The sequence below is a fragment of the Bacillus sp. LL01 genome (genome assembly GCF_001037965.1).
The window spans coordinates 1,001,379-1,019,464 of the sequence record NZ_LFEL01000001.1; the positions used below are offsets into that span (position 1 = coordinate 1,001,379).

Sequence of the window (18,086 nt, forward strand, 5' to 3'; positions counted from 1 at the left end):
CCGCTGGCTTGCCGAGGAGGCTACACAAGTGCCCCGCGGAAAGCGAAGCCCAGTGCGGAAATCACCAGCGGTGTTTTCCAGTACCCTAAAAAAAAGAAAAGCTAGTGCCTCCACTAGCTTAGCCACGTTCCAATTTTTTGCCCTACCTTGACCTCTTCTTTTTCCTTTATCATTTCATCCATCACAAAACCGTTCTTTTCAAACAATAGGATAACAGTTGAACCGAACGAGAAGTACGCCATTTCTTCCCCTTTGACAAGCTGCTCGCTTTCGTGAGTCAATTCTATACTGTTAACAAACATTGCCCCTACCTTTACGACAACTACATGCTTCCCGCTATTTTCAATTTCTGTTAATCGGCGATAATTTTTAGCAAGAGGTTCCTTGCCATACTTCAATCCCATCTGATTAACAGGATAGGATTTTCCTCCAAGTGTCCATTGTTTCGTGACATTCCCTGTAATAGGGGTGTGGATTTTATGGTAATGACTTGGACTCAGGTAAAGTACCATGTAAGAGCCACCCATATATTTACTTGCAATTTCCGGGTCCGAGAGCATTTCCCCTACAGAATAGTCTATTCCTTTTGCTGTGAGCAGAAGGTCATCGGTAATGGCACCAGTCTTTTCAACCACTGCATCCACCGGGCTTACAACAGAATTCTTTCCTGAATCGATTGGTCGAACAGTCGGCTTCAGGCTCCGGATGAAAAATTGCTGCAGGGTTGGGAACGTATCGATCTTTTCCTGCATTTCTTCGATGTTAATATTATATACCTTCGCGAACGACGGGATAAACCGTTTGCTCAGCTTTGAACTGGCAAAACGCTTTACTGCCATGGATGACAGTTTATGATTCGTCAATTCAATGGACAGTCTATACACATTTTTCAACAATTCGCATTCCTCCATGTAAAAATATCTATATATTAGGTGGATTTTTTTGTTTTAATTTACGGTCAGCGTGACTCCATGAGTGATATTATAACATTTGGACCGCAACTACACTAATAGTTTTTAATTGGCGATACTGCCAATAAAGAAAGAGGAATTTCCGGTGAACGGAAATCCCTCTTTCTTCTATTTATTATTTATTTGTCAGTTGCAAGAACTCTTCCACATCTTCAAGTGATTTCTTTACTGCCTTTTCCCAGAAGTCGCGTTGTGTCAGATCGACGCCAAGGTGCTTCATGGCTAGATCCTCCACCGTCATGGACGCGGTATCTTTTAACAAGGCAATATATTTCTCTTCGTAATTTGTCCCTTCCTCCAACGCTTGTGTATAGATACCTAATGAGAACAAGTATCCAAATGTGTACGGGAAGTTGTAAAAAGGCACCTGTGTAATAAAGAAGTGCATTTTGGAAGCCCAGAACGTTGAATCGTATTCACCTAAAGAATCACAATACGCCTCTTTCTGTGCCTCTACCATCAATTCATTCAACCTTTCCACACTTACCAGTCCATTTTTACGCTCGTCATAGAATCTGGTTTCAAACAGGAAGCGAGCATGGATATTCATGTAGAATGCTACACTGCGCTGAATCTTATCTTCAAGGAGGGATATCTTCTCCTGTTCATCCTTTGCATACTTCACGGCCGCATCAGCCACAATCATCTCAGCGAATGTGGACGCCGTTTCAGCAACATTGCTTGCGTAGAAACGGTTTAATGTCGGAACACCATGCATCGCATGCTGGTGGAATGCGTGACCAAGTTCATGAGCCAGTGTGGATACATTGGACAACGTACCTGAATACGTCATAAAGATTCTGGACTGGCCGGAAACTGGAAAACTTGTACAGAAGCCGCCTGGACGTTTTCCTGCTCTGTCTTCTGCCTCAATCCAACTGTCCTCAAATGATTGTTTCGTAAACTCTGTAAGCTCCGGACCGAACTTGGAGAATTGCTCTATGATAAATTCTGCACCCTCCTGATAGGACAGGATGGTTTCTTCTGAGGATAAAGGAGCGGACACATCATACATATTCAATTTCTCAAGTCCTAAAAGCTCCGCCTTGCGCTCAAGATATTTCTTGAGTGTACCTTTATGGTCAGTTATCACCTGCCACATCATATCAAGCGTCTCTTGCTTCATCCGATTGTTTTCAAGTGGCTCTTTCAGAACGGAGTCCCATCCGCGTTGCTCATATACCTGTAGACGGAAGCCACCAAGGTGGTTCAATGCAGCTCCGATAGTTTCCGCTTGGCCTTCCCACGCTTTCTTCCACGCATCTGAGACTTTTTTTCGGACTTCACGATCACCATTGGAGAATCGGTTTTGTGCTTGCCCAACCGAAAGCTCTTTCACTTCCCCGTTCTCTTCCACCGGAATTTTAATGGTCCCAACGATGGAATTGTATAACTTACCCCAGGCATGATAGCCATCAACAGCAAGAGATGTCACCAATTTTTCCTGTGCAGCCGGCAACTTGTCACCCGCTCTACGTCTTCTTTCATTCAATACATATTCCAAAGGCTGGAAGGCATCCTTCTGTATGAGCTTAGCCCATTCCGCTTCATCTATTTCCACTAGTTTCTCATCCAAAGCACCCAATTGCACTTGTAACTTAGCGTGCAGTTGCGCGATTTTCCCTTGAAGCTGGGAAGCAGTCTTGTCCTTTACGTCTTGAGCAAGCAGACAGCCGATGAACGCTGATGCCTGTACCACTTTTTTGACAACATTCTCATAGGAATTCAATACTTCATCAAGAGTGTCTGTTGAGAATGCTTGAATCTGTTGCTCGAACTGATTTAGTTCCTTTTGGATTTCTGTTAAATATGTATGAAATTCTTCAGAATTACTTCCTCCTTGGAAAAATACATCCAAGTCCCAAGTTTCACTGTATGTTTTAGTTGTCACGTTGTAATGTCCCCCTTTTTGCATTATAAGACCATTATAACCGAAAAGCGGAAATATTTCTATAATTCTAAACTATTTGATATACGTAAATTTCGTATTTCGAAATTATTTAGACAAATGGATCAAAAAATTAAAATGTCTTCAAATTAGGCTCTTTTCTCAAAGATTGTTGCTATTCACTAGTAAAAAGTCGGCTATTGGACTTTTTACAGCTTATCTACTCTAAAATAGGCATGTAGTTTACTCTGGATATCCGGGAAAAGAGCACGACAGTAACTAATATAACGGTTGGTTGATAAATAAAGAAAAAGTAACAACGTTTACGAAAACAGCCTTAAATTAAAAAGCCTATGCCCGAAAGCATAAGCCTATCTGTAAAGGTGATGTTTACAATAAAATGCGCCGCCAATTAGCAACAGAATAAACAGAATGACCAGAAGTCCGTACAACCATCCACCATAAAAACCAGGTCCATATGGTCCAGGATATGGGGGAGGACAACATCCAAACCCAGGATACCCGTACATACCAACAACCCCTTTCTCCATCTAGGTATCTACACTATTACCATATGCACATCCCACAAAAGAGACAGGGCAAACGCGGAGAAAACGGGAATTAATTTGAGATTGTTCATTACATTTTGGTTACTTCGGGATTAAATTCCTGGGGAGGGGTCAGACCCCGGCAGGAATTTCTCTCCTCACGTCGAAACCCCTTGGACCATATGGTACCCAAGGGGTTGGTTAGTACAATATCAATGATATTTTTCATGTTATTGTTTTTTCTTTTCTTTTTCTGCACGGTAGAATTCGTGGAACATTTTCATGAGGGCTCGCTTTTCGATACGTGAGACGTAGCTTCTGGAAATACCGAGTTCTTTGGCGATTTCCCTCTGGGTCTTTTCATCTTTCAAGTCCAGACCGAAACGGCCAACAATTACTTCCCGTTCCCGTTCATCAAGTACATCGATATACACCTTTATCTTTTCAAGCTCCATATTAAGTTGAATGGTATCTATAACGTCCTCGGATTCAGACTTCAGGACGTCTATCAGGCTGATTTCATTTCCTTCTTTATCCTGTCCGATCGGATCATGAAGCGAGACATCTTTTTTCGTTTTTTTCAAGGCTCTGAGATGCATCAAAATTTCGTTTTCTATACAACGAGCCGCATAGGTCGCTAGCTTTGTCCCCTTGCCAGAGTGGAAACTTTCAATTGCTTTGATGAGACCGATTGTCCCGATGGAAATCAAATCTTCCGAATCTTCCCCGGTATTTTCGAATTTTTTTACTATATGTGCCACAAGTCTCAGATTGTGTTCAATAAGTAGATTCCTTGCCTCTTCATTTCCCTCTGCCATCAATTTCAGGTATTTCGCTTCATCCCCGGATGACAATGGTTGTGGAAATGCATTGTTCTTGACGTAAGAAACTAGAAAAACAAGTTCTTTGATTAAGTATCCTACCGATGCTAATATGCTTGACACACTTTCACCTCCATAGAAATGTTTAGGCAAGAGCCCAGTAGTAATTCTTATGTAGAAAAAGGCTTTAGTGTGCAAGTACACTGCAAAATAAATCAAAAATTAAGTGTCATACTGACTTATCCTAGAAAAGATTAATTTATGTGCCAATTCTGACGATTAATGGTACAATTTCTATAAGAAGAACAGATGTTCAACCCACAGAACAAAAAATCTTCCTATTTGAATAGGAAGATCTTAGTATTGAATATAAGGATATTTTTTTAATTTAGAAGGAATGGTACCTTTGCCGACTTTCACCACACTGTACTCTTGAAACAATGTTTCAAACCACTTAGAGACTTCTGCATATGTTTTATTCTTGTAATCTACAAGCTGGGCAACACGGTAACGCCTACGTGCCTTTTGCTCACGATCGACAACGATAAACCAAAAGCATGTAAGCTCAAAAGTGTTCGTACTTGTCGCTGACATGGTATCAACCTTCCTTTTTTAGATTTAAAATTTCTTCATTTACATATGGATAGGTGGTAATTCCATATGAATTGGTGGTAATTCGCTAACTAGCTCACCCATGTGAATTGGTGGTAATTCCATATGGATTGATGGTAACTCGCTAACTAGCTTACCCATGTGAATCGGTGGTAGTTCCATATGGATTGGTGGTAACTCACTCATATGGATCGGTGGTAGTTCCATATGAATTGGTGGTAATTCTTTACTAACAGAAGTTTTCGCATGAGAAGTAACTGCATTTGCCCCTAAGCTGATTAAAGAGACTGCTAACAAGGATAGAAAATACTTTTTCATCTTCATTACCTCTTTCTAATTTTATTTAAGCAGGTTTTAAATTTTTACTTGTACATATTGTTGACAGAACATCGATACTAGAGTTTAAAATTAATGTATAGATGGTAGTTCATTTGTTTTGACATCATCTAAAGTGGTTACTTGAGAAGAAACTGCACTGGCTCCAAATAAAGTAATAGTAACGACTAGAAATGTTATTAAAAACCTTTTCATCATCATAACCTCTTTCTCTTATTTTTTCTGTTATTATCAAACTATGTTTATATAAGTATTTTACACTATTTAAAAAAATCATTATTTCTTCATTATTTAAGGTTTACTAAAAGAAAATCATGTTTTCCTTCTGTTTTCTACGTTTTTCAATTCAAATTATAACTCTAGGAATATTTTATTAGATAGGATGTGATATATTGTGGATTTTTCGTTAATTGGAAAAGAGATAAAAATCCTACGATCTGCACTAAACTTATCACAAGCGGAACTGAGCGAAGGGATTTGTACACAATCACAAATCAGTAAAATTGAAAAAGGGGAAGTGTTTCCTCTTGCTAATACTTTATATTATATAGCAGAACGGCTTGGGGTGGATATAAATTATTTTTATGATTTAGCAACTAACCCACAATTATCCTATATCGAAGAGGTCTTCACACAAGTTAGAGAACTTCTCCACCGCAATGAATATGAGGAAGTTTATACTATTGTAGAAAACGAAAAGAAAAACCCTTTGTTTATTAATAATCGAAAGAATAAGCAATTCCTCCTATGGACAGAAGGAATATGCGTGTACCATTTAAAACGAAATAAACGAGAAGCAATAAAGCTTTTACAAAGTGCTCTTGATTTGACGAAAATGACGTCTAAACTTATGGGAGAGAGAGAAATTGAAATACTTAACAGTCTCGCAATTATTCATTTTGAGACGAAATCTTATGAAGAAGCATTAAAAATATACAATTACACAATCGAAAGTTATATGAAAATCCCTTATCATCACGATCCAACAATTAAAATTAAAATTTTATACAATAAATCGAAGACCTTAACTCGACTCAATATGTTAGAAGAATCTACAAAGTCTTGTAAAGAGGCAATAAAGTGGTGTGTAAAACATAATAGCATGTATGCACTTGGTAGCCTCTACTACCATATCGGCTACAATTTCAGCCTTTTACTTAACCATGACATTGCTATAGAATATTATAATAAGTCCATTCAGATTTTTATCATTCAGGAAAACAAGGTATTTGTTAAACATATCAAAGAAAAAATAGACGAATTATCCATATTAATCGATTAAAAACAAAAAAACTAGGCCTCCCAGCCTAGTTTTTTACGTTTATTCCCCTAACAAACCTTTACTTTCCAAAAATTCTTTAGCCACTTCATAGGTTGTCTTACCCTCTACGGTTACCTGGTAGTTCATATCTCGCATTTCATCATCATTGATTTGATTTTCCAGCTTATTCAGGATATCTTCCAGTTCAGGATGTTTGTCCAGAGTCTCTTTTCTCAGCAATGCCGCTCCTTGGTATGGAGGGAAGAGGTTTTTATCATCCTCCAGAACCCGAAGATCAAACTGTTTAATTTCAGCATCAGTGGAGTATGCATCAACAAGGTTGACATCTCCGCTTTCCACTGCCTGGTATCTAAGTTTCGCCTGCATCGTAGTCAGGTTCGGAAAGGTGATGCCGTACTCTTCCTGAATTCCAATATAACCATCTTCACGGTCAGAGAATTCCAAAGTGAACCCTGCCTTGATTTCATTTTTTGCACCGTTCAAGTCTGATATTGTATTAATATCATTCTGTTCCGCAAAATCTACTGGAATAGCTAATGCGTAGGTGTTGTTAAAGCCCATCGGCTGCAGATACACTAGTCCATCCTGTTCCAACAATCCTTGTTTTGCCTGTTCAAACACTTCTTCGTCGTCAATACTTACAGGTTCTTGCTCCAACAGGGTGACGATGGCTGTTCCAGAATACTCAGGATAGATGTCGATGTCTTCATTTTTCAATGCTCTATAAACAAAGCTTGTATTACCAAGCGATGGACGTAACTCGACACTCAAGTCTGTCTCTTCTTCAATCAATAATTTATACATGTTGATGATAATATCCGGTTCAGCTCCGATTTTCCCACTAATGACAAGATTCGCTTTAGTTGCTTTCATTATCGCAAACGGTGATAGGAAAAGAAGAACAACAACGACACCAATAATCAATGCCTTTTTGCCCGATCCTTTTTTCGCCGCCCTTTCAATCATCCGCAATACGATATCAAACAGAATTGCCAGAAGCGCTGCAGGAATTGCTCCCAACAAAATCAATGCATTGTCGTTTCGATCAATTCCAAGAAGGATGAGACTTCCTAATCCTCCAGCGCCAATCAGTGCGACAATGGTCGCGGTTCCGATAATCAGTACCATTGCAGTACGGATTCCTGCCATGATAACCGGTAACGCAAGCGGAAGCTCCACTCGAAACAGCCTTTTCATAGATGTCATCCCCATCGCTTTCGCAGCTTCGCGTAACGATGGATCCACTTCCTTTATCCCGGTATAGGTATTTCTTAGGATTGGTAGCAATGCATAAAGAAATAATGCAATGATCGCTGGTACAAACCCGATTCCCACCAGAGGGATGAGCAGTCCCAATAAAGCTAGGGAAGGAATGGTCTGCAGAACTGCTGTCACTCCGATAACAGGTTCTGCAATACGTTCTCTTCTCGTTAAAAATACACCAAGTGGAACAGAAATGAAAACTGCAATAGCAAGGGCTATGACTGATATTTGAATATGTTCAAGCAATGCGGTCCAAAGCTGGTCTCCGCGGGCAGCGTATAAGTCTTGAAGAAATTTCATTACAATAGCCCTCCTTGCTGACTATGAACATGCAGGAATTGAAGCGCCTTTTCACTTGTCAGTATTCCAATTGGTTCATTTTCACGCATTACCGTGAGGGCTTTTTCTTCACTCAATACTGCCAACGCTTCACCAAGAGTAACGCTGCTATCCACTTCACGAGCAGGGACTACTGGCGGGTCAAGTTGCAGGTCCTCTAATAATTCTTCGATGGGGTGATGAAGAACACTTCGTCTATCGCCAATAAATGACTTTACAAAATCATTTTTTGGATGATTGATAAACTCTTCCGGGGTTCCCACTTGGACAGTCTCTCCGTCCTTCATCAGGCAAATCCGGTCACCAAGGGTGAGCGCTTCGTTCATATCATGCGTAACAAAGACAATGGTTTTTTGGATTTTTTCCTTCAAGCGCAGAAAGTCCTGTTGCAGCTGCTCCCGGCTTAGAGGGTCGAGTGCACTGAATGGCTCATCCATCAAAATGATTGGTGGATTTGCCGCCAGAGCTCTTGCGACGCCGACACGTTGCTGCTGTCCTCCTGATAATTCAGATGGCTTCCGCTTCTTATATGTAGATGGTTCCAAACCTACAAGGTCGAGAAGTTCATCCACCCGTTTGGAGATATCTCCTTTTTTCCAGGATTTAAGTTCCGGTACAATGGAAATGTTCTCTTCAATCGTCATATGCGGAAACAGGGCAATCTGCTGCAAAACATAGCCGATATTCCAGCGCAGTTCATGAATATTATGTTCTGAAATGCTTTTCCCATCAATCAGGATGTCTCCAGTTGTTACATTATGTAGTCGATTGATCATTTTTAATGTGGTTGTTTTTCCACATCCACTCGGGCCTATTAATACGAAAAACTCTCCCTCTTTTATCTCGAGGTCAAAGGATTGGACTGCCGTCGTTCCATCCTCATACGTTTTCGTTACATCTTGAAAGGTTATCAAACCCTGCTCACTCCCCAAACAATTTATTATTCTCTCTACAGTATTTCCTAAAAGCACAAACTATAAATACCCTACTTTTCCCCCTGCTAAACAACGCACTATAAATCACCCCTAGGGACGGACTTTCCGTGGTATAATTGGGAAAGATTTTTCGGACAGAAAGGTGACAGCTATGAAAGCAATATTGAATATATGGTTTTTGAGTGCGATATTGGTATTAACAGGTTGTACTGCAGAGGAGAGCATCACAGAGTCGGTTGCCAATAACTCAGCTAACGAAGAACAAGTGGAAACACAGGTTTCAGAGGAACTTGAATCAGAAGAAACTGAAATTGCCCCCCTTGAAGATGAAGAACACGAATATCCACGAATCGAGGTTCCACTCGTACGTGTAATTGATGGTGACACTATAAAGGTGAAGGTAAATGGAAAAGAAGAAAATATTCGATTTCTGTTGGTAGACACCCCTGAAACCAATCACCCTAGAATGAACGGACCACAGCCATTCGGACCGGAAGCGAAAAAATTTATGGAAGAGTTTGCTGAAGGCGAAAAGTTGGAAATTGAACTGGATGTCAGCGAACGAGATCATTATGGGAGAATATTGGCCTATGTCTATGTGGATGGTGTGTCCGCCCAGGAGGAGCTTTTGCGGAGAGGCTTAGCGCGCGTTGCCTATATATACCCGCCAAATACACGCTATGTTGACCAGTACCAGGCCATTCAGGAAAAGGCGCAAGTGGAAGGCGTCGGCATATGGAGTGTAGAGAACTATGCTCAAGAGGACGGGTTTTACCCTGAATATGTGGATGACCCGGAAAAGGATGCTCCACAGGAGGAAAACCCTGTCACTAAAAACTGTACGGTCAAAGGAAATATCAGTTCCAGCGGAGAAAAAATTTATCATGTCAAGACTGGTGCATTCTATGAAAGAACCATCCCCGAAGAATGCTTTGATACAGAAAAAGAGGCAGAAGCAGCCGGATTCCGCAAATCGAAAAGATGACAACCATAAGTAAAAGGAGCCCAAGCAGGCTCCTTTTTTATCGTTTTTTTAATCGTCTTGTTCCTGCATCAGTTTCTTCAACTTTCTTGCTCTTAATACGAAAAATACAGCTCCACTAAGCATTATGACGGTCGTCCCCATCATCGTATAAATCTGCAACGCTTCTTTTCCTGCATGCTGAAAGGCGACTCCTATATATAAAAAAGCACTGACGGTCGTTAATATCATGGCATATCTAGTATAATCCTGAATCTTTGCTTGTAACTCTTTCGCATCCATCTAGACTCCCCCCATCTATTACCACTTTAACATAGTTTACTAGTCTTTCCAGCTTGTAATTTTTTCCGAACGGGGAGAAAAGTTCGTGGTTTTTTCCGTATTCTCCCTTAAAAAGAAACGTTTTTCCTACTCTTTACTTAATTCTATTTAGGAATTTCCTATCAATCTGCTTTTTTACAGAGACAAAACTGTTTTCAACTGGTAAATCCCGTTATAATGGAACAATAAAAATTGGGGAGGAGGAACGAAAATGAAAAAACTATTCGTCGTTTTTTGCCTTTTATCCTTGTTGACAGCCTGTTCCTCTGCAAGTGATACTACGGAAGAAATCATTATTGTCGATCCCCCGAATTCGGAAAGTGAATCAAGGGACAATGCTAAAGACGGTACTCTTTATACTAAAAAGAATGAGGAAAATAAGAATGAAAATTGAACATAAAAAAGTCCTTCTGCTATATGGCAGAAGGACTTTTTCCGTTTAACGCCGCTGTTGATTTCCGCACAGAGCTTCGCTTTCCGCGGGGCGACCTTGAGCCTTCTCAGGCTTTGCCCTGCGGGGTCTCAAGATTGTCGCTACTCCCCCGCTGGAGTCTTCGCGCTGTGCTCCAATCAGCAGCTATAATATCTAAAAAATTCAACATTCTACTATAACCTTATATTAAAATTGATATATCGCAGAATATTTTTCTTCTAGGTATTGAACAAGGTATTTTGCATCTAGTTCTTCCCCTGTCACTTTGACTATCAACTCGTTCGGAGAATAGAGCTTACCATGTTGATGGATGTTTTCTCTTAACCATCCTCGGATGGCCATGAAATCCCCCTGCTCAATTTTATCGTAGAAATCAGGCATTTCTTTGTTAAAGGTATAAAGAATCTGGGCAGCATATAGGTTCCCTAGTGAATAGGAAGGGAAATAACCGAATCCGCCGAAGGACCAGTGCACATCCTGCAGAACTCCTAATGTGTCTGTAGGAGGAGTAATACCAAGGTATTCCTCCATCTTTTCATTCCAAACCTCCGGAAGATCCTTCACTTCATATTCTCCGGAAAATAGTCCCTTTTCAATTTCATAACGGATCATGATGTGAAGATTATACGTCAGTTCATCCGCTTCAACACGGATATAGGATGGGTCCACACGGTTTGTCGCTGCATAGAAATCTTCCAGGGAAACTTCCTTCAGCTGTTCAGGAAAATGTTCCTGAAGGTCCTTGTAGAAGAAGGTCCAGAATTCTTTACTGCGTCCCACCATATTTTCAAGGAAACGTGATTGGGATTCGTGGATTCCAAAGGAGGTTCCTCTGCGGATGACTCTTCCTTCGAATTCAGGGTTCACGCCTTGCTCATACATACCATGACCCGCTTCATGAATCGTACCAAAAATGGCAGAACGGACATTGTCCTTCAGGTATCGCGTAGTAATACGGACATCTCCTGTGTTGACGGAAGAAGCAAATGGATGAACTGTTTCATCAAGACGCCCGCCATCCATATCAAACCCGATTAGCGGAAGTATGTATTGATTGAATTTCTTTTGTGCTTCAATATCGTAATCTTGTGCAAAAATGTCTTCGCGCGGCTGAGACTTTGAAGCTTTGATCTTATTTAAAATCTCCACGCTTTTTTCACGAAGTTCTTTGAACAGCACATCCAGCTTTTCCACGGTAAGTCCTGGCTCGAACTCATTCAGCATTGCGTTATACGGGTGACCCTCATAGCCATAATACTCGCCAAATTTCTTTTTAAAGGTCAACACCTTTTCAAGTACTGGAGCATAGGATGCGAAGTCATTTTTTTCACGAGCTTCTTCCCACGTCTCGTTGGCATCATTGACCAAGATTACATACTCCTGATATTCCTCCGTCGGGATTTTGCTTGACTTTTCAAAATTCTTTTTACGTTCACCCACACAAGCCTTTGTCGCTTCATCCAACTGTTCCCAAACATTCTTATCTGTTAAAAAAGCGAGCAACTCGCCCATTTCTTCTGAGATGGATAGCTTAAATGCTTCTGTTGATAGTGTTCCACGCGCTTTTCCAAATAGGGACCTACCCTTCTTCGGTGCTTTCGTTTTGGAGTCCCAACTAAGCAGTCCTAATACATCACTATAATGACAAAGCTTTTCATCAAGCTTGTTGAATGCATCTACTTTTTCTTGAACATTCTTTTCTAAAACCGGTACTGTTGACATTTATTATCCCCCTATTAAAAATAGTATGAAAATTATGTATTCTTTTCCTATTATAACAGATTTTTGTCGGAGAATAAAAATTTAATCACAATAAAACCCTATAAGAGTCTCGCTCCTATAGGGCTTGCAATTCATCTATTAACCTTCAATAGCCTGCTTCAAATCAGCGATCAGATCTTCCACATCTTCAATACCCACTGAAATACGGACTAGGCCATCTACAATCCCAAGCTCCGCACGACGTTCAGCAGGGATGGACGCATGAGTCATGCGAGCAGGCACAGAGATAAGACTCTCCACCGCTCCAAGACTTTCCGCCAATGTGAAGTACTTGATTCTTGCCAACAGCTGATCGGCTTTCTCTGCACTTCCGATATCAAACGATACCATTCCGCCAAATCCTCCTGCCTGTTGCTTAGCAACATCGTGGTTCGGATGGTCTTCCAACCCAGGATAGTAAACATTCCCTACAAATGGGTGGCTTTCAAGAAACTCTACAATACGGCGTGTATTCTTCTCTGTCGCTTCCATACGTAATCCCAGCGTTTTGATTCCACGCATCAATAACCAGGAATCCTGAGGTCCCAAGATACCACCTGTCGAGTTTTGAACGAAGTGTAGCTCTTCTGCCAGCTTCTCGGAATTAACGACAACCAGACCTGCTACCACATCACTGTGCCCACCGATATATTTGGTCGCACTGTGAAGGACAATATCCGCTCCAAGGTTGATTGGTGTCTGCCAGTAAGGCGTACTGAACGTATTATCGACAATCGTCAATAAGTTATGTTTTTTAGCAACCAGGCTTGCTTTCTGGATGTCTGTCACTTTTAGTAATGGATTAGTGGGCGTTTCAATGAATACTGCTTTTGTATTTTCTTTAATAGCCGCTTCAATATTTTCCACTTTACTCGTATCAACAAAAGTGGAACTGATTCCCATTCGGTTTAATACCTTCGTCATGACACGATAGGTTCCACCGTAGACATCATCCGTCAGCACTACGTGGTCACCACTGTCAAACAGCATCATGACAGCTGTTATTGCCGCCATACCTGAACCAAATGCAAAGCCGGCTTTACCGTTCTCTAGGTCGTTAATCAGCTCTTCTAGCGCATGACGTGTTGGGTTTCCTGTTCTGGAATATTCATATCCCTTGAAATTCCCTACACTCTCCTGTTTATATGTGCTCACCTGGTAGATTGGAGTGGATACAGCGCCCGTATGTGGATCTCCGAAGATTCCACCATGTATCAATTTCGTTTTCTTATGCATATCAAATGCCTCCTTCATAAATCTTTTTGCTTAGATAACGTTCACTGCTGTCAGCAAAAATCATAACTATGTTGGTTCCCGCTTCTGCCAATTTTGCTTCTTCCAAGGCTGCATGCAATGCTGCACCCGAAGAGCTGCCAACCAACAAGCCTTCTTTTTGTGCCAATTCCTTGACGCGGTGGAACGCATCCACATCAAATACCGTGTGAATGGCGTCGAAATATGTCTCATCCATATAGCCCGGGAGAAATTCCATCCCAATGCCTTCGGTTTTATGCGGACCTGTTTCCCCGCCATTCAATATTGATCCTTCCGGTTCCACGATTACTGTCTTCACATCATGATTCTTTTCTTTCAAATATTTTGCCGTACCCATGAAGGTCCCACCGGTTCCAGCACCCGCAACGAACACATCCACATTTCCGTCCAGCTGCTCCCATAGCTCAGGACCAAGCGTCTTGTAGTAAGTTTCGGGATTTGCCGGGTTGCCGAACTGTTGCGGACAATAGGAATTTGGAATCTCCTTGATAAGCTCCTGAGCTTTTTCAATCGCACCCTTCATTCCAAGTGGCGTCGGCGTATGGACAATGGTTGCACCAAGAGCTTTCATAAGCTCCTGCTTTTCCACACTGAACTTCTCAGGCATACATACCATCACCTTATAACTTGTTCCAACAGCTGCCAAGGCCAGGCCTATTCCTGTATTTCCTGCTGTCGGCTCAATGATGGTTCCGCCTTCCTTCAGCTTTCCGGAACGAATTGCATCCTCCAAAAGCTCTTTTCCAAGACGATCCTTGATACTACCACCAGGGTTATAGAATTCAAGTTTGGCAAAAAGGCGCACTCCTTCCGGCACATCAAATTTGCTCAGCTCCACAACCGGGGTGTTGCCTATCAGGCCGTGGACATTTTTAAAAACATTCATCATGTATCCCCCCGCACACATTACAACTGTGTGTTACGCGTTTTTCAGCTCGCTTAGCATATTTTCAATCAGCATGGAAGAATGCAATGCCGCTTTGCTTAAAAATTGATCAAAGCTGATATTGGATTCTTTCCCTGCGATATCAGATAAGGCTCGAATTACCACAAACGGAACTTCAAAGGAATGGCATACCTGTGCAATTGCTGCTGCTTCCATTTCCGCCGCCTGCAGTTCAGGCATCTTTTCACGAACAGCCTCCACACGTACCGGGTCATTCATGAAGGAATCACCTGTCGCAATTAGCCCTTCCACAACTTGCATACCGCTTACGTTTTCAGCTGCTTTTTTTGCAACAGCCATAAGATTTGCATCCGCCACAAAGGCTGCAGGCAAGCCCGGAACTTGTCCATACTCATATCCAAATGCCGTCACGTCCACATCGTGGTGACGAACTTCGGTTGAAATAACAACATCCCCAACGTTCAACGCTGGTGAGAACCCACCAGCAGAACCAGTGTTGATGACAGCCTCCGGTTTGAAACGTTCGAGAAGCAATGCCGTGCTGAGCGCCGCATTCACTTTTCCGATTCCAGATTTCGAAAGGATGATATCAACGCCATTTAGTGTTCCTGTATAATATTCACAACCTGCAACGGTCGTTGTCTCCATACCTTCAATCTTTTCACGCATTATTGTTACTTCTTCTTCCATTGCTCCGATGATTGCTACTTTCATTATGAGAATCCCTCTTTTCATAGAATTAGCGGATGGGCCGACTCACTTTTGAAAAGAGAGAAAGTAAATGCCCATCTGCTATTGTTTAATCGCTTCCATTACCCAGACAAAATGATTAAAACGTTGGAACTCCACTTTGAAACCATTTTTTTTGAAAATATTGGTGAGGATGTCCATCGTTGTATAGTATTCCGTTTTCAAATCGTTCGCTAAATTCAGAAACGTATGCTTTTCTGCCTGTTCAATTGTCGCTCTGTACGCTTCTTTATTTTCAAAGACCGTATCAGCAAATACTATTTTACCACCTTTATCGAGTAACTTTCCATAGTGCGCCACCGCTTCTTCTTTTTCTGCATCTGTCAGGTGATGAAAAGCATAGGTACTGACGATGGATTGGATCTGTTCAGGTGGTTCAGGAAAGCTCAAAAAGTCTCCATCCTCGAGGCTGACAGTCTGTGGAAGCTTTTCAGCCGCCTTCTCCCTCATCGTTTGTGATGGCTCAATAGCATACACTTTGTGCCCATTGTTCAGAAGCTCCTTTGTCAGATTACCAGTACCTACTCCAAATTCTACGACAGGACTCAATGCCTTAGACGCCACGTCCTTTAATATGTCCTCATAACCACGGAAAACCTCCGCATACTCCTGGTCCTTCCCGCTGACCGTTGCATCATAATAGTTTGCCCAATCATTAAACAGTTCGACGAATTCACGTCCCATTGATGATCACTCCATGATTAATTTATATAATTCCTATAAGTATAGTATGCTTTTAAAAAATAACTGTTCTTAATCTATCACATCTCACTATTTTCTTCAACGATATTGTTTGGTAAGATGTACACAGAAAGCTGGTAATAGAAGGATTAGAACGGTTACAAAGGTTCGGATTTTTCTGTAAATCAAACCCGATGAAAGGACTTGGAATTATGAACTTTGAATTTAGTTTACTGGAAGATAAAGTTGAATTCTTTGAAGCGCTTGATTTGAAGACTCTGGAGAAGAAAATTAACGAGCAAATTGATCATAATCGCGCCATCATGCTAGGTGTCCACTCCGTATCCCATCAGATGCATCTTGACGAGGAAGGCAGACGGTTTTATAGTGCCGTGGTGCATTTTAAGTTGCGTGCGAAATAGGGGTTCGGCATCACTGTAATTTTTTGGCAGATTGGGACGTCTAGAGGAGAACCCATTAACGGTGTCGTTTTTTTGATAGAGGTCGACGAAAGCGCTCGGGAGTGAGCGCTTTTTTCGTTTTCACTTCCCTCTACTTCTAATGTCATTTTTAGTAGCAACTATAAAAAATACCTCCGACCTTTATAGTTACCTTCAAATTTGAGGTTCAGAGAGGATAAGTATTTGGAAGTGACAGTTGGGGATGGTAATTGGAGAAACCATCGTATTTCTTTGTTTGTAACGGTCTCCCCTAGCAATAATTTATGATCAAATATCCCTTCCAAATGTGCGGTTTTAGAATATGCTCCACATGTAAGACAAAACCATGTTGACCTCCTTTTATGCATTGGGGTACATGTACATGCAGGACAGATCACTCCAGTAATTAATTCATGAGGTTCTAACTTATAATAGGCAAGAAGATTAAACTTATCAGGAGTATGCTTTTTTATCATTAATTTGGAGAGTTTATGAAGTTCTTTCATACTTAGTTGTTCAACAGTATGTTTGTCTTTAATCTCTTTTATTCTTTTTGGAAGGTTCGTATGGAAAGTGACTTTTTTTCTAATGGAGGGTGTTGTTTTGATAAGAGTGGCACTAGTATGAGTTAAGACTATGAGACTTGCGATTGGAATTGGGGGGAAATTATGTTTTTCTAACCAAAGAGCAAGCTGGTGTCTTTGACGTGCTATTTGCGAAACAGGATCTCCTAGCTTTTCTATCCCGCCATTATCAGGTGAGTGTCTTAATAGTTGATTTGTTTGTTCATCAAACTCCAATACTCCAGTAATATATTTTGCGTCAATGATAACACAGTGTGTTGGTGAGAGGAGTACCGTATCCAACTGAAAATATCTACCTTTTGGATCTTCAAGCCTCAGACTATGAAGAATTAAGTAATTATCGTCAGGAAGAAAGGTTAGAAAGTAATCCATTGCCTCTTCTCCTTTATGACCGTAAAACAACCTACCGTGTTCTTTTTCCAAAAATGGATATTTTGGATGGTTTTTTGGCACTCTCCGCATTCCTGCCTCATGAGTTAGAAGCCTATGCGACTTTTCTCTCTGCTTTTTAATCATTTAATACCTCCTTTTTTTGATTCTTAACTATAATTCTCTTCATTTCGGCTAATTTCCTGCTTTTAGATCAGCTTTTTTTAGGCATTTGTGATTGCCTGCCATTCTCAAAATACCTCTTGAATACTTATTTTCCAAACTCCTTATATTATTTTCCATTCGGAGAAAATACGAGCCGAAACTCACAATTTATTTTCCAATAAACAAATTTTCGATCCAAAACACAACATTTTCGTACCTTTCGACAAAATGCTTCATAAAAAGACAAAACGAAACTCGCATCCCGCTGCTCCCCTTCACCCCAAAACAAAAACCCAATTACCTATTTCCAGCAACCCCAAACACCATCCCACCCTCAACCTCGCTACAGCTCTCCCGTTTAAAGCCCTTCCACACTTCAATCCCTTGACCCAAAGCTTTTAACATGCAGCACTACGGGTACAT

18 protein-coding genes are annotated in these 18,086 nt (G+C 41.1%); 4 read left to right on the forward strand and 14 right to left on the reverse strand.

Going from position 1 to position 18,086, the window contains the following annotated elements; translation table 11 throughout:
• Nucleotides 1-113: 113 nt before the first annotated feature.
• From AB685_RS05110 to AB685_RS05130, 5 genes are all read right to left on the reverse strand, one after another.
• Nucleotides 114-896 (reverse strand): phosphatidylserine decarboxylase, encoded by a 783-nt coding sequence (locus AB685_RS05110; protein ID WP_047969408.1) that lies wholly within the window; start codon nucleotides 894-896, stop codon nucleotides 114-116.
• A 190-nt stretch (nucleotides 897-1,086) separates the two neighbouring features.
• The gene (locus AB685_RS05115) at nucleotides 1,087-2,862 is read right to left on the reverse strand and encodes a M3 family oligoendopeptidase (RefSeq protein WP_082153504.1); all 1,776 of its coding nucleotides are present in this window, start codon (nucleotides 2,860-2,862) and stop codon (nucleotides 1,087-1,089) included.
• A gap of 775 nt (nucleotides 2,863-3,637) precedes the next feature.
• Nucleotides 3,638-4,351, reverse strand: coding sequence for an RNA polymerase sporulation sigma factor SigK (sigK, locus tag AB685_RS05120; RefSeq protein ID WP_010196129.1), 714 nt, complete (start codon nucleotides 4,349-4,351; stop codon nucleotides 3,638-3,640).
• Nucleotides 4,352-4,585: 234 nt separating this feature from the next.
• Complete coding sequence (locus AB685_RS05125; RefSeq protein WP_047969410.1) at nucleotides 4,586-4,822, reverse strand: hypothetical protein; 237 nt, start codon at nucleotides 4,820-4,822, stop codon at nucleotides 4,586-4,588.
• Between the two features lie 39 nt (nucleotides 4,823-4,861).
• Complete coding sequence (locus tag AB685_RS05130; protein ID WP_198530454.1) at nucleotides 4,862-5,137, reverse strand: hypothetical protein; 276 nt, start codon at nucleotides 5,135-5,137, stop codon at nucleotides 4,862-4,864.
• Between the two features lie 433 nt (nucleotides 5,138-5,570).
• Between AB685_RS05130 and AB685_RS05135 the strand changes: the two genes are divergently transcribed.
• Nucleotides 5,571-6,458, forward strand: a complete 888-nt coding sequence (locus tag AB685_RS05135; RefSeq protein WP_047969412.1) for a helix-turn-helix domain-containing protein — start codon at nucleotides 5,571-5,573, stop codon at nucleotides 6,456-6,458.
• 39 nt (nucleotides 6,459-6,497) lie between these two features.
• On the opposite strand, the gene AB685_RS05140 is transcribed toward AB685_RS05135, so the two are convergent.
• Both AB685_RS05140 and AB685_RS05145 read right to left on the reverse strand, forming a co-directional pair.
• Nucleotides 6,498-8,021, reverse strand: coding sequence for an ABC transporter permease/substrate-binding protein (locus tag AB685_RS05140; RefSeq protein WP_047969413.1), 1,524 nt, complete (start codon nucleotides 8,019-8,021; stop codon nucleotides 6,498-6,500).
• The gene (locus AB685_RS05145) at nucleotides 8,021-8,974 is read right to left on the reverse strand and encodes an ABC transporter ATP-binding protein (RefSeq protein ID WP_047969414.1); all 954 of its coding nucleotides are present in this window, start codon (nucleotides 8,972-8,974) and stop codon (nucleotides 8,021-8,023) included. Before AB685_RS05145 ends, AB685_RS05140 begins: the two co-directional genes overlap by 1 nt.
• A gap of 172 nt (nucleotides 8,975-9,146) precedes the next feature.
• On the opposite strand from AB685_RS05145, the gene AB685_RS05150 reads away from it, so the two are divergent.
• Nucleotides 9,147-9,980, forward strand: coding sequence for a thermonuclease family protein (locus AB685_RS05150; protein ID WP_047969415.1), 834 nt, complete (start codon nucleotides 9,147-9,149; stop codon nucleotides 9,978-9,980).
• A gap of 48 nt (nucleotides 9,981-10,028) precedes the next feature.
• Here the strand turns inward: AB685_RS05150 and AB685_RS05155 are convergent, their stop codons facing one another.
• Nucleotides 10,029-10,259: a YrhC family protein gene (locus AB685_RS05155; RefSeq protein WP_047969416.1), complete on the reverse strand. Its 231-nt coding sequence runs from the start codon at nucleotides 10,257-10,259 to the stop codon at nucleotides 10,029-10,031.
• A 250-nt stretch (nucleotides 10,260-10,509) separates the two neighbouring features.
• Between AB685_RS05155 and AB685_RS05160 the strand changes: the two genes are divergently transcribed.
• Complete coding sequence (locus AB685_RS05160) at nucleotides 10,510-10,692, forward strand: hypothetical protein (protein WP_047969417.1); 183 nt, start codon at nucleotides 10,510-10,512, stop codon at nucleotides 10,690-10,692.
• Between the two features lie 225 nt (nucleotides 10,693-10,917).
• Here the strand turns inward: AB685_RS05160 and AB685_RS05165 are convergent, their stop codons facing one another.
• The 5 genes from AB685_RS05165 to AB685_RS05185 form a co-directional block, all read right to left on the reverse strand.
• Complete coding sequence (locus tag AB685_RS05165) at nucleotides 10,918-12,453, reverse strand: carboxypeptidase M32 (protein ID WP_047969418.1); 1,536 nt, start codon at nucleotides 12,451-12,453, stop codon at nucleotides 10,918-10,920.
• Nucleotides 12,454-12,591: 138 nt separating this feature from the next.
• Nucleotides 12,592-13,728 (reverse strand): bifunctional cystathionine gamma-lyase/homocysteine desulfhydrase, encoded by a 1,137-nt coding sequence (locus tag AB685_RS05170; RefSeq protein WP_047969419.1) that lies wholly within the window; start codon nucleotides 13,726-13,728, stop codon nucleotides 12,592-12,594.
• A 1-nt stretch (nucleotide 13,729) separates the two neighbouring features.
• On the reverse strand, nucleotides 13,730-14,653 hold the full coding sequence (locus AB685_RS05175) for a cysteine synthase family protein (RefSeq protein WP_047969420.1): 924 nt from the start codon (nucleotides 14,651-14,653) through the stop codon (nucleotides 13,730-13,732).
• A gap of 33 nt (nucleotides 14,654-14,686) precedes the next feature.
• On the reverse strand, nucleotides 14,687-15,388 hold the full coding sequence (gene mtnN, locus AB685_RS05180; RefSeq protein WP_047969421.1) for a 5'-methylthioadenosine/S-adenosylhomocysteine nucleosidase: 702 nt from the start codon (nucleotides 15,386-15,388) through the stop codon (nucleotides 14,687-14,689).
• 78 nt (nucleotides 15,389-15,466) lie between these two features.
• Nucleotides 15,467-16,108, reverse strand: a complete 642-nt coding sequence (locus tag AB685_RS05185; protein ID WP_047969422.1) for a class I SAM-dependent methyltransferase — start codon at nucleotides 16,106-16,108, stop codon at nucleotides 15,467-15,469.
• A gap of 209 nt (nucleotides 16,109-16,317) precedes the next feature.
• Here AB685_RS05185 and AB685_RS05190 point away from each other — a divergent pair, with 209 nt between their 5' ends.
• Entirely contained in the window at nucleotides 16,318-16,527 is a 210-nt protein-coding gene (locus AB685_RS05190) for a YrzA family protein (RefSeq protein ID WP_047969423.1), read from the forward strand.
• A gap of 158 nt (nucleotides 16,528-16,685) precedes the next feature.
• On the opposite strand, the gene AB685_RS05195 is transcribed toward AB685_RS05190, so the two are convergent.
• Nucleotides 16,686-17,645, reverse strand: a complete 960-nt coding sequence (locus AB685_RS05195) for a nuclease-related domain-containing protein (protein ID WP_047969424.1) — start codon at nucleotides 17,643-17,645, stop codon at nucleotides 16,686-16,688.
• Between the last annotated feature and the right edge of the window lie 441 nt (nucleotides 17,646-18,086).

Bases quoted from the DNA above. Each gene is read 5' to 3' on its own strand.
- AB685_RS05155 (WP_047969416.1), bottom strand. From the start codon at position 10,259: ATGGATGCGAAAGAGTTACAAGCAAAGATTCAGGATTATACTAGATAT.
- AB685_RS05160 (WP_047969417.1), top strand. From the start codon at position 10,510: ATGAAAAAACTATTCGTCGTTTTTTGCCTTTTATCCTTGTTGACAGCC.
- mtnN (WP_047969421.1), bottom strand. From the start codon at position 15,388: ATGAAAGTAGCAATCATCGGAGCAATGGAAGAAGAAGTAACAATAATG.
- AB685_RS05150 (WP_047969415.1), top strand. From the start codon at position 9,147: ATGAAAGCAATATTGAATATATGGTTTTTGAGTGCGATATTGGTATTA.
- AB685_RS05195 (WP_047969424.1), bottom strand. From the start codon at position 17,645: ATGATTAAAAAGCAGAGAGAAAAGTCGCATAGGCTTCTAACTCATGAG.
- AB685_RS05170 (WP_047969419.1), bottom strand. From the start codon at position 13,728: ATGCATAAGAAAACGAAATTGATACATGGTGGAATCTTCGGAGATCCA.
- AB685_RS05190 (WP_047969423.1), top strand. From the start codon at position 16,318: ATGAACTTTGAATTTAGTTTACTGGAAGATAAAGTTGAATTCTTTGAA.
- AB685_RS05125 (WP_047969410.1), bottom strand. From the start codon at position 4,822: ATGTCAGCGACAAGTACGAACACTTTTGAGCTTACATGCTTTTGGTTT.
- AB685_RS05185 (WP_047969422.1), bottom strand. From the start codon at position 16,108: ATGGGACGTGAATTCGTCGAACTGTTTAATGATTGGGCAAACTATTAT.
- AB685_RS05165 (WP_047969418.1), bottom strand. From the start codon at position 12,453: ATGTCAACAGTACCGGTTTTAGAAAAGAATGTTCAAGAAAAAGTAGAT.
- AB685_RS05140 (WP_047969413.1), bottom strand. From the start codon at position 8,021: ATGAAATTTCTTCAAGACTTATACGCTGCCCGCGGAGACCAGCTTTGG.
- AB685_RS05175 (WP_047969420.1), bottom strand. From the start codon at position 14,653: ATGAATGTTTTTAAAAATGTCCACGGCCTGATAGGCAACACCCCGGTT.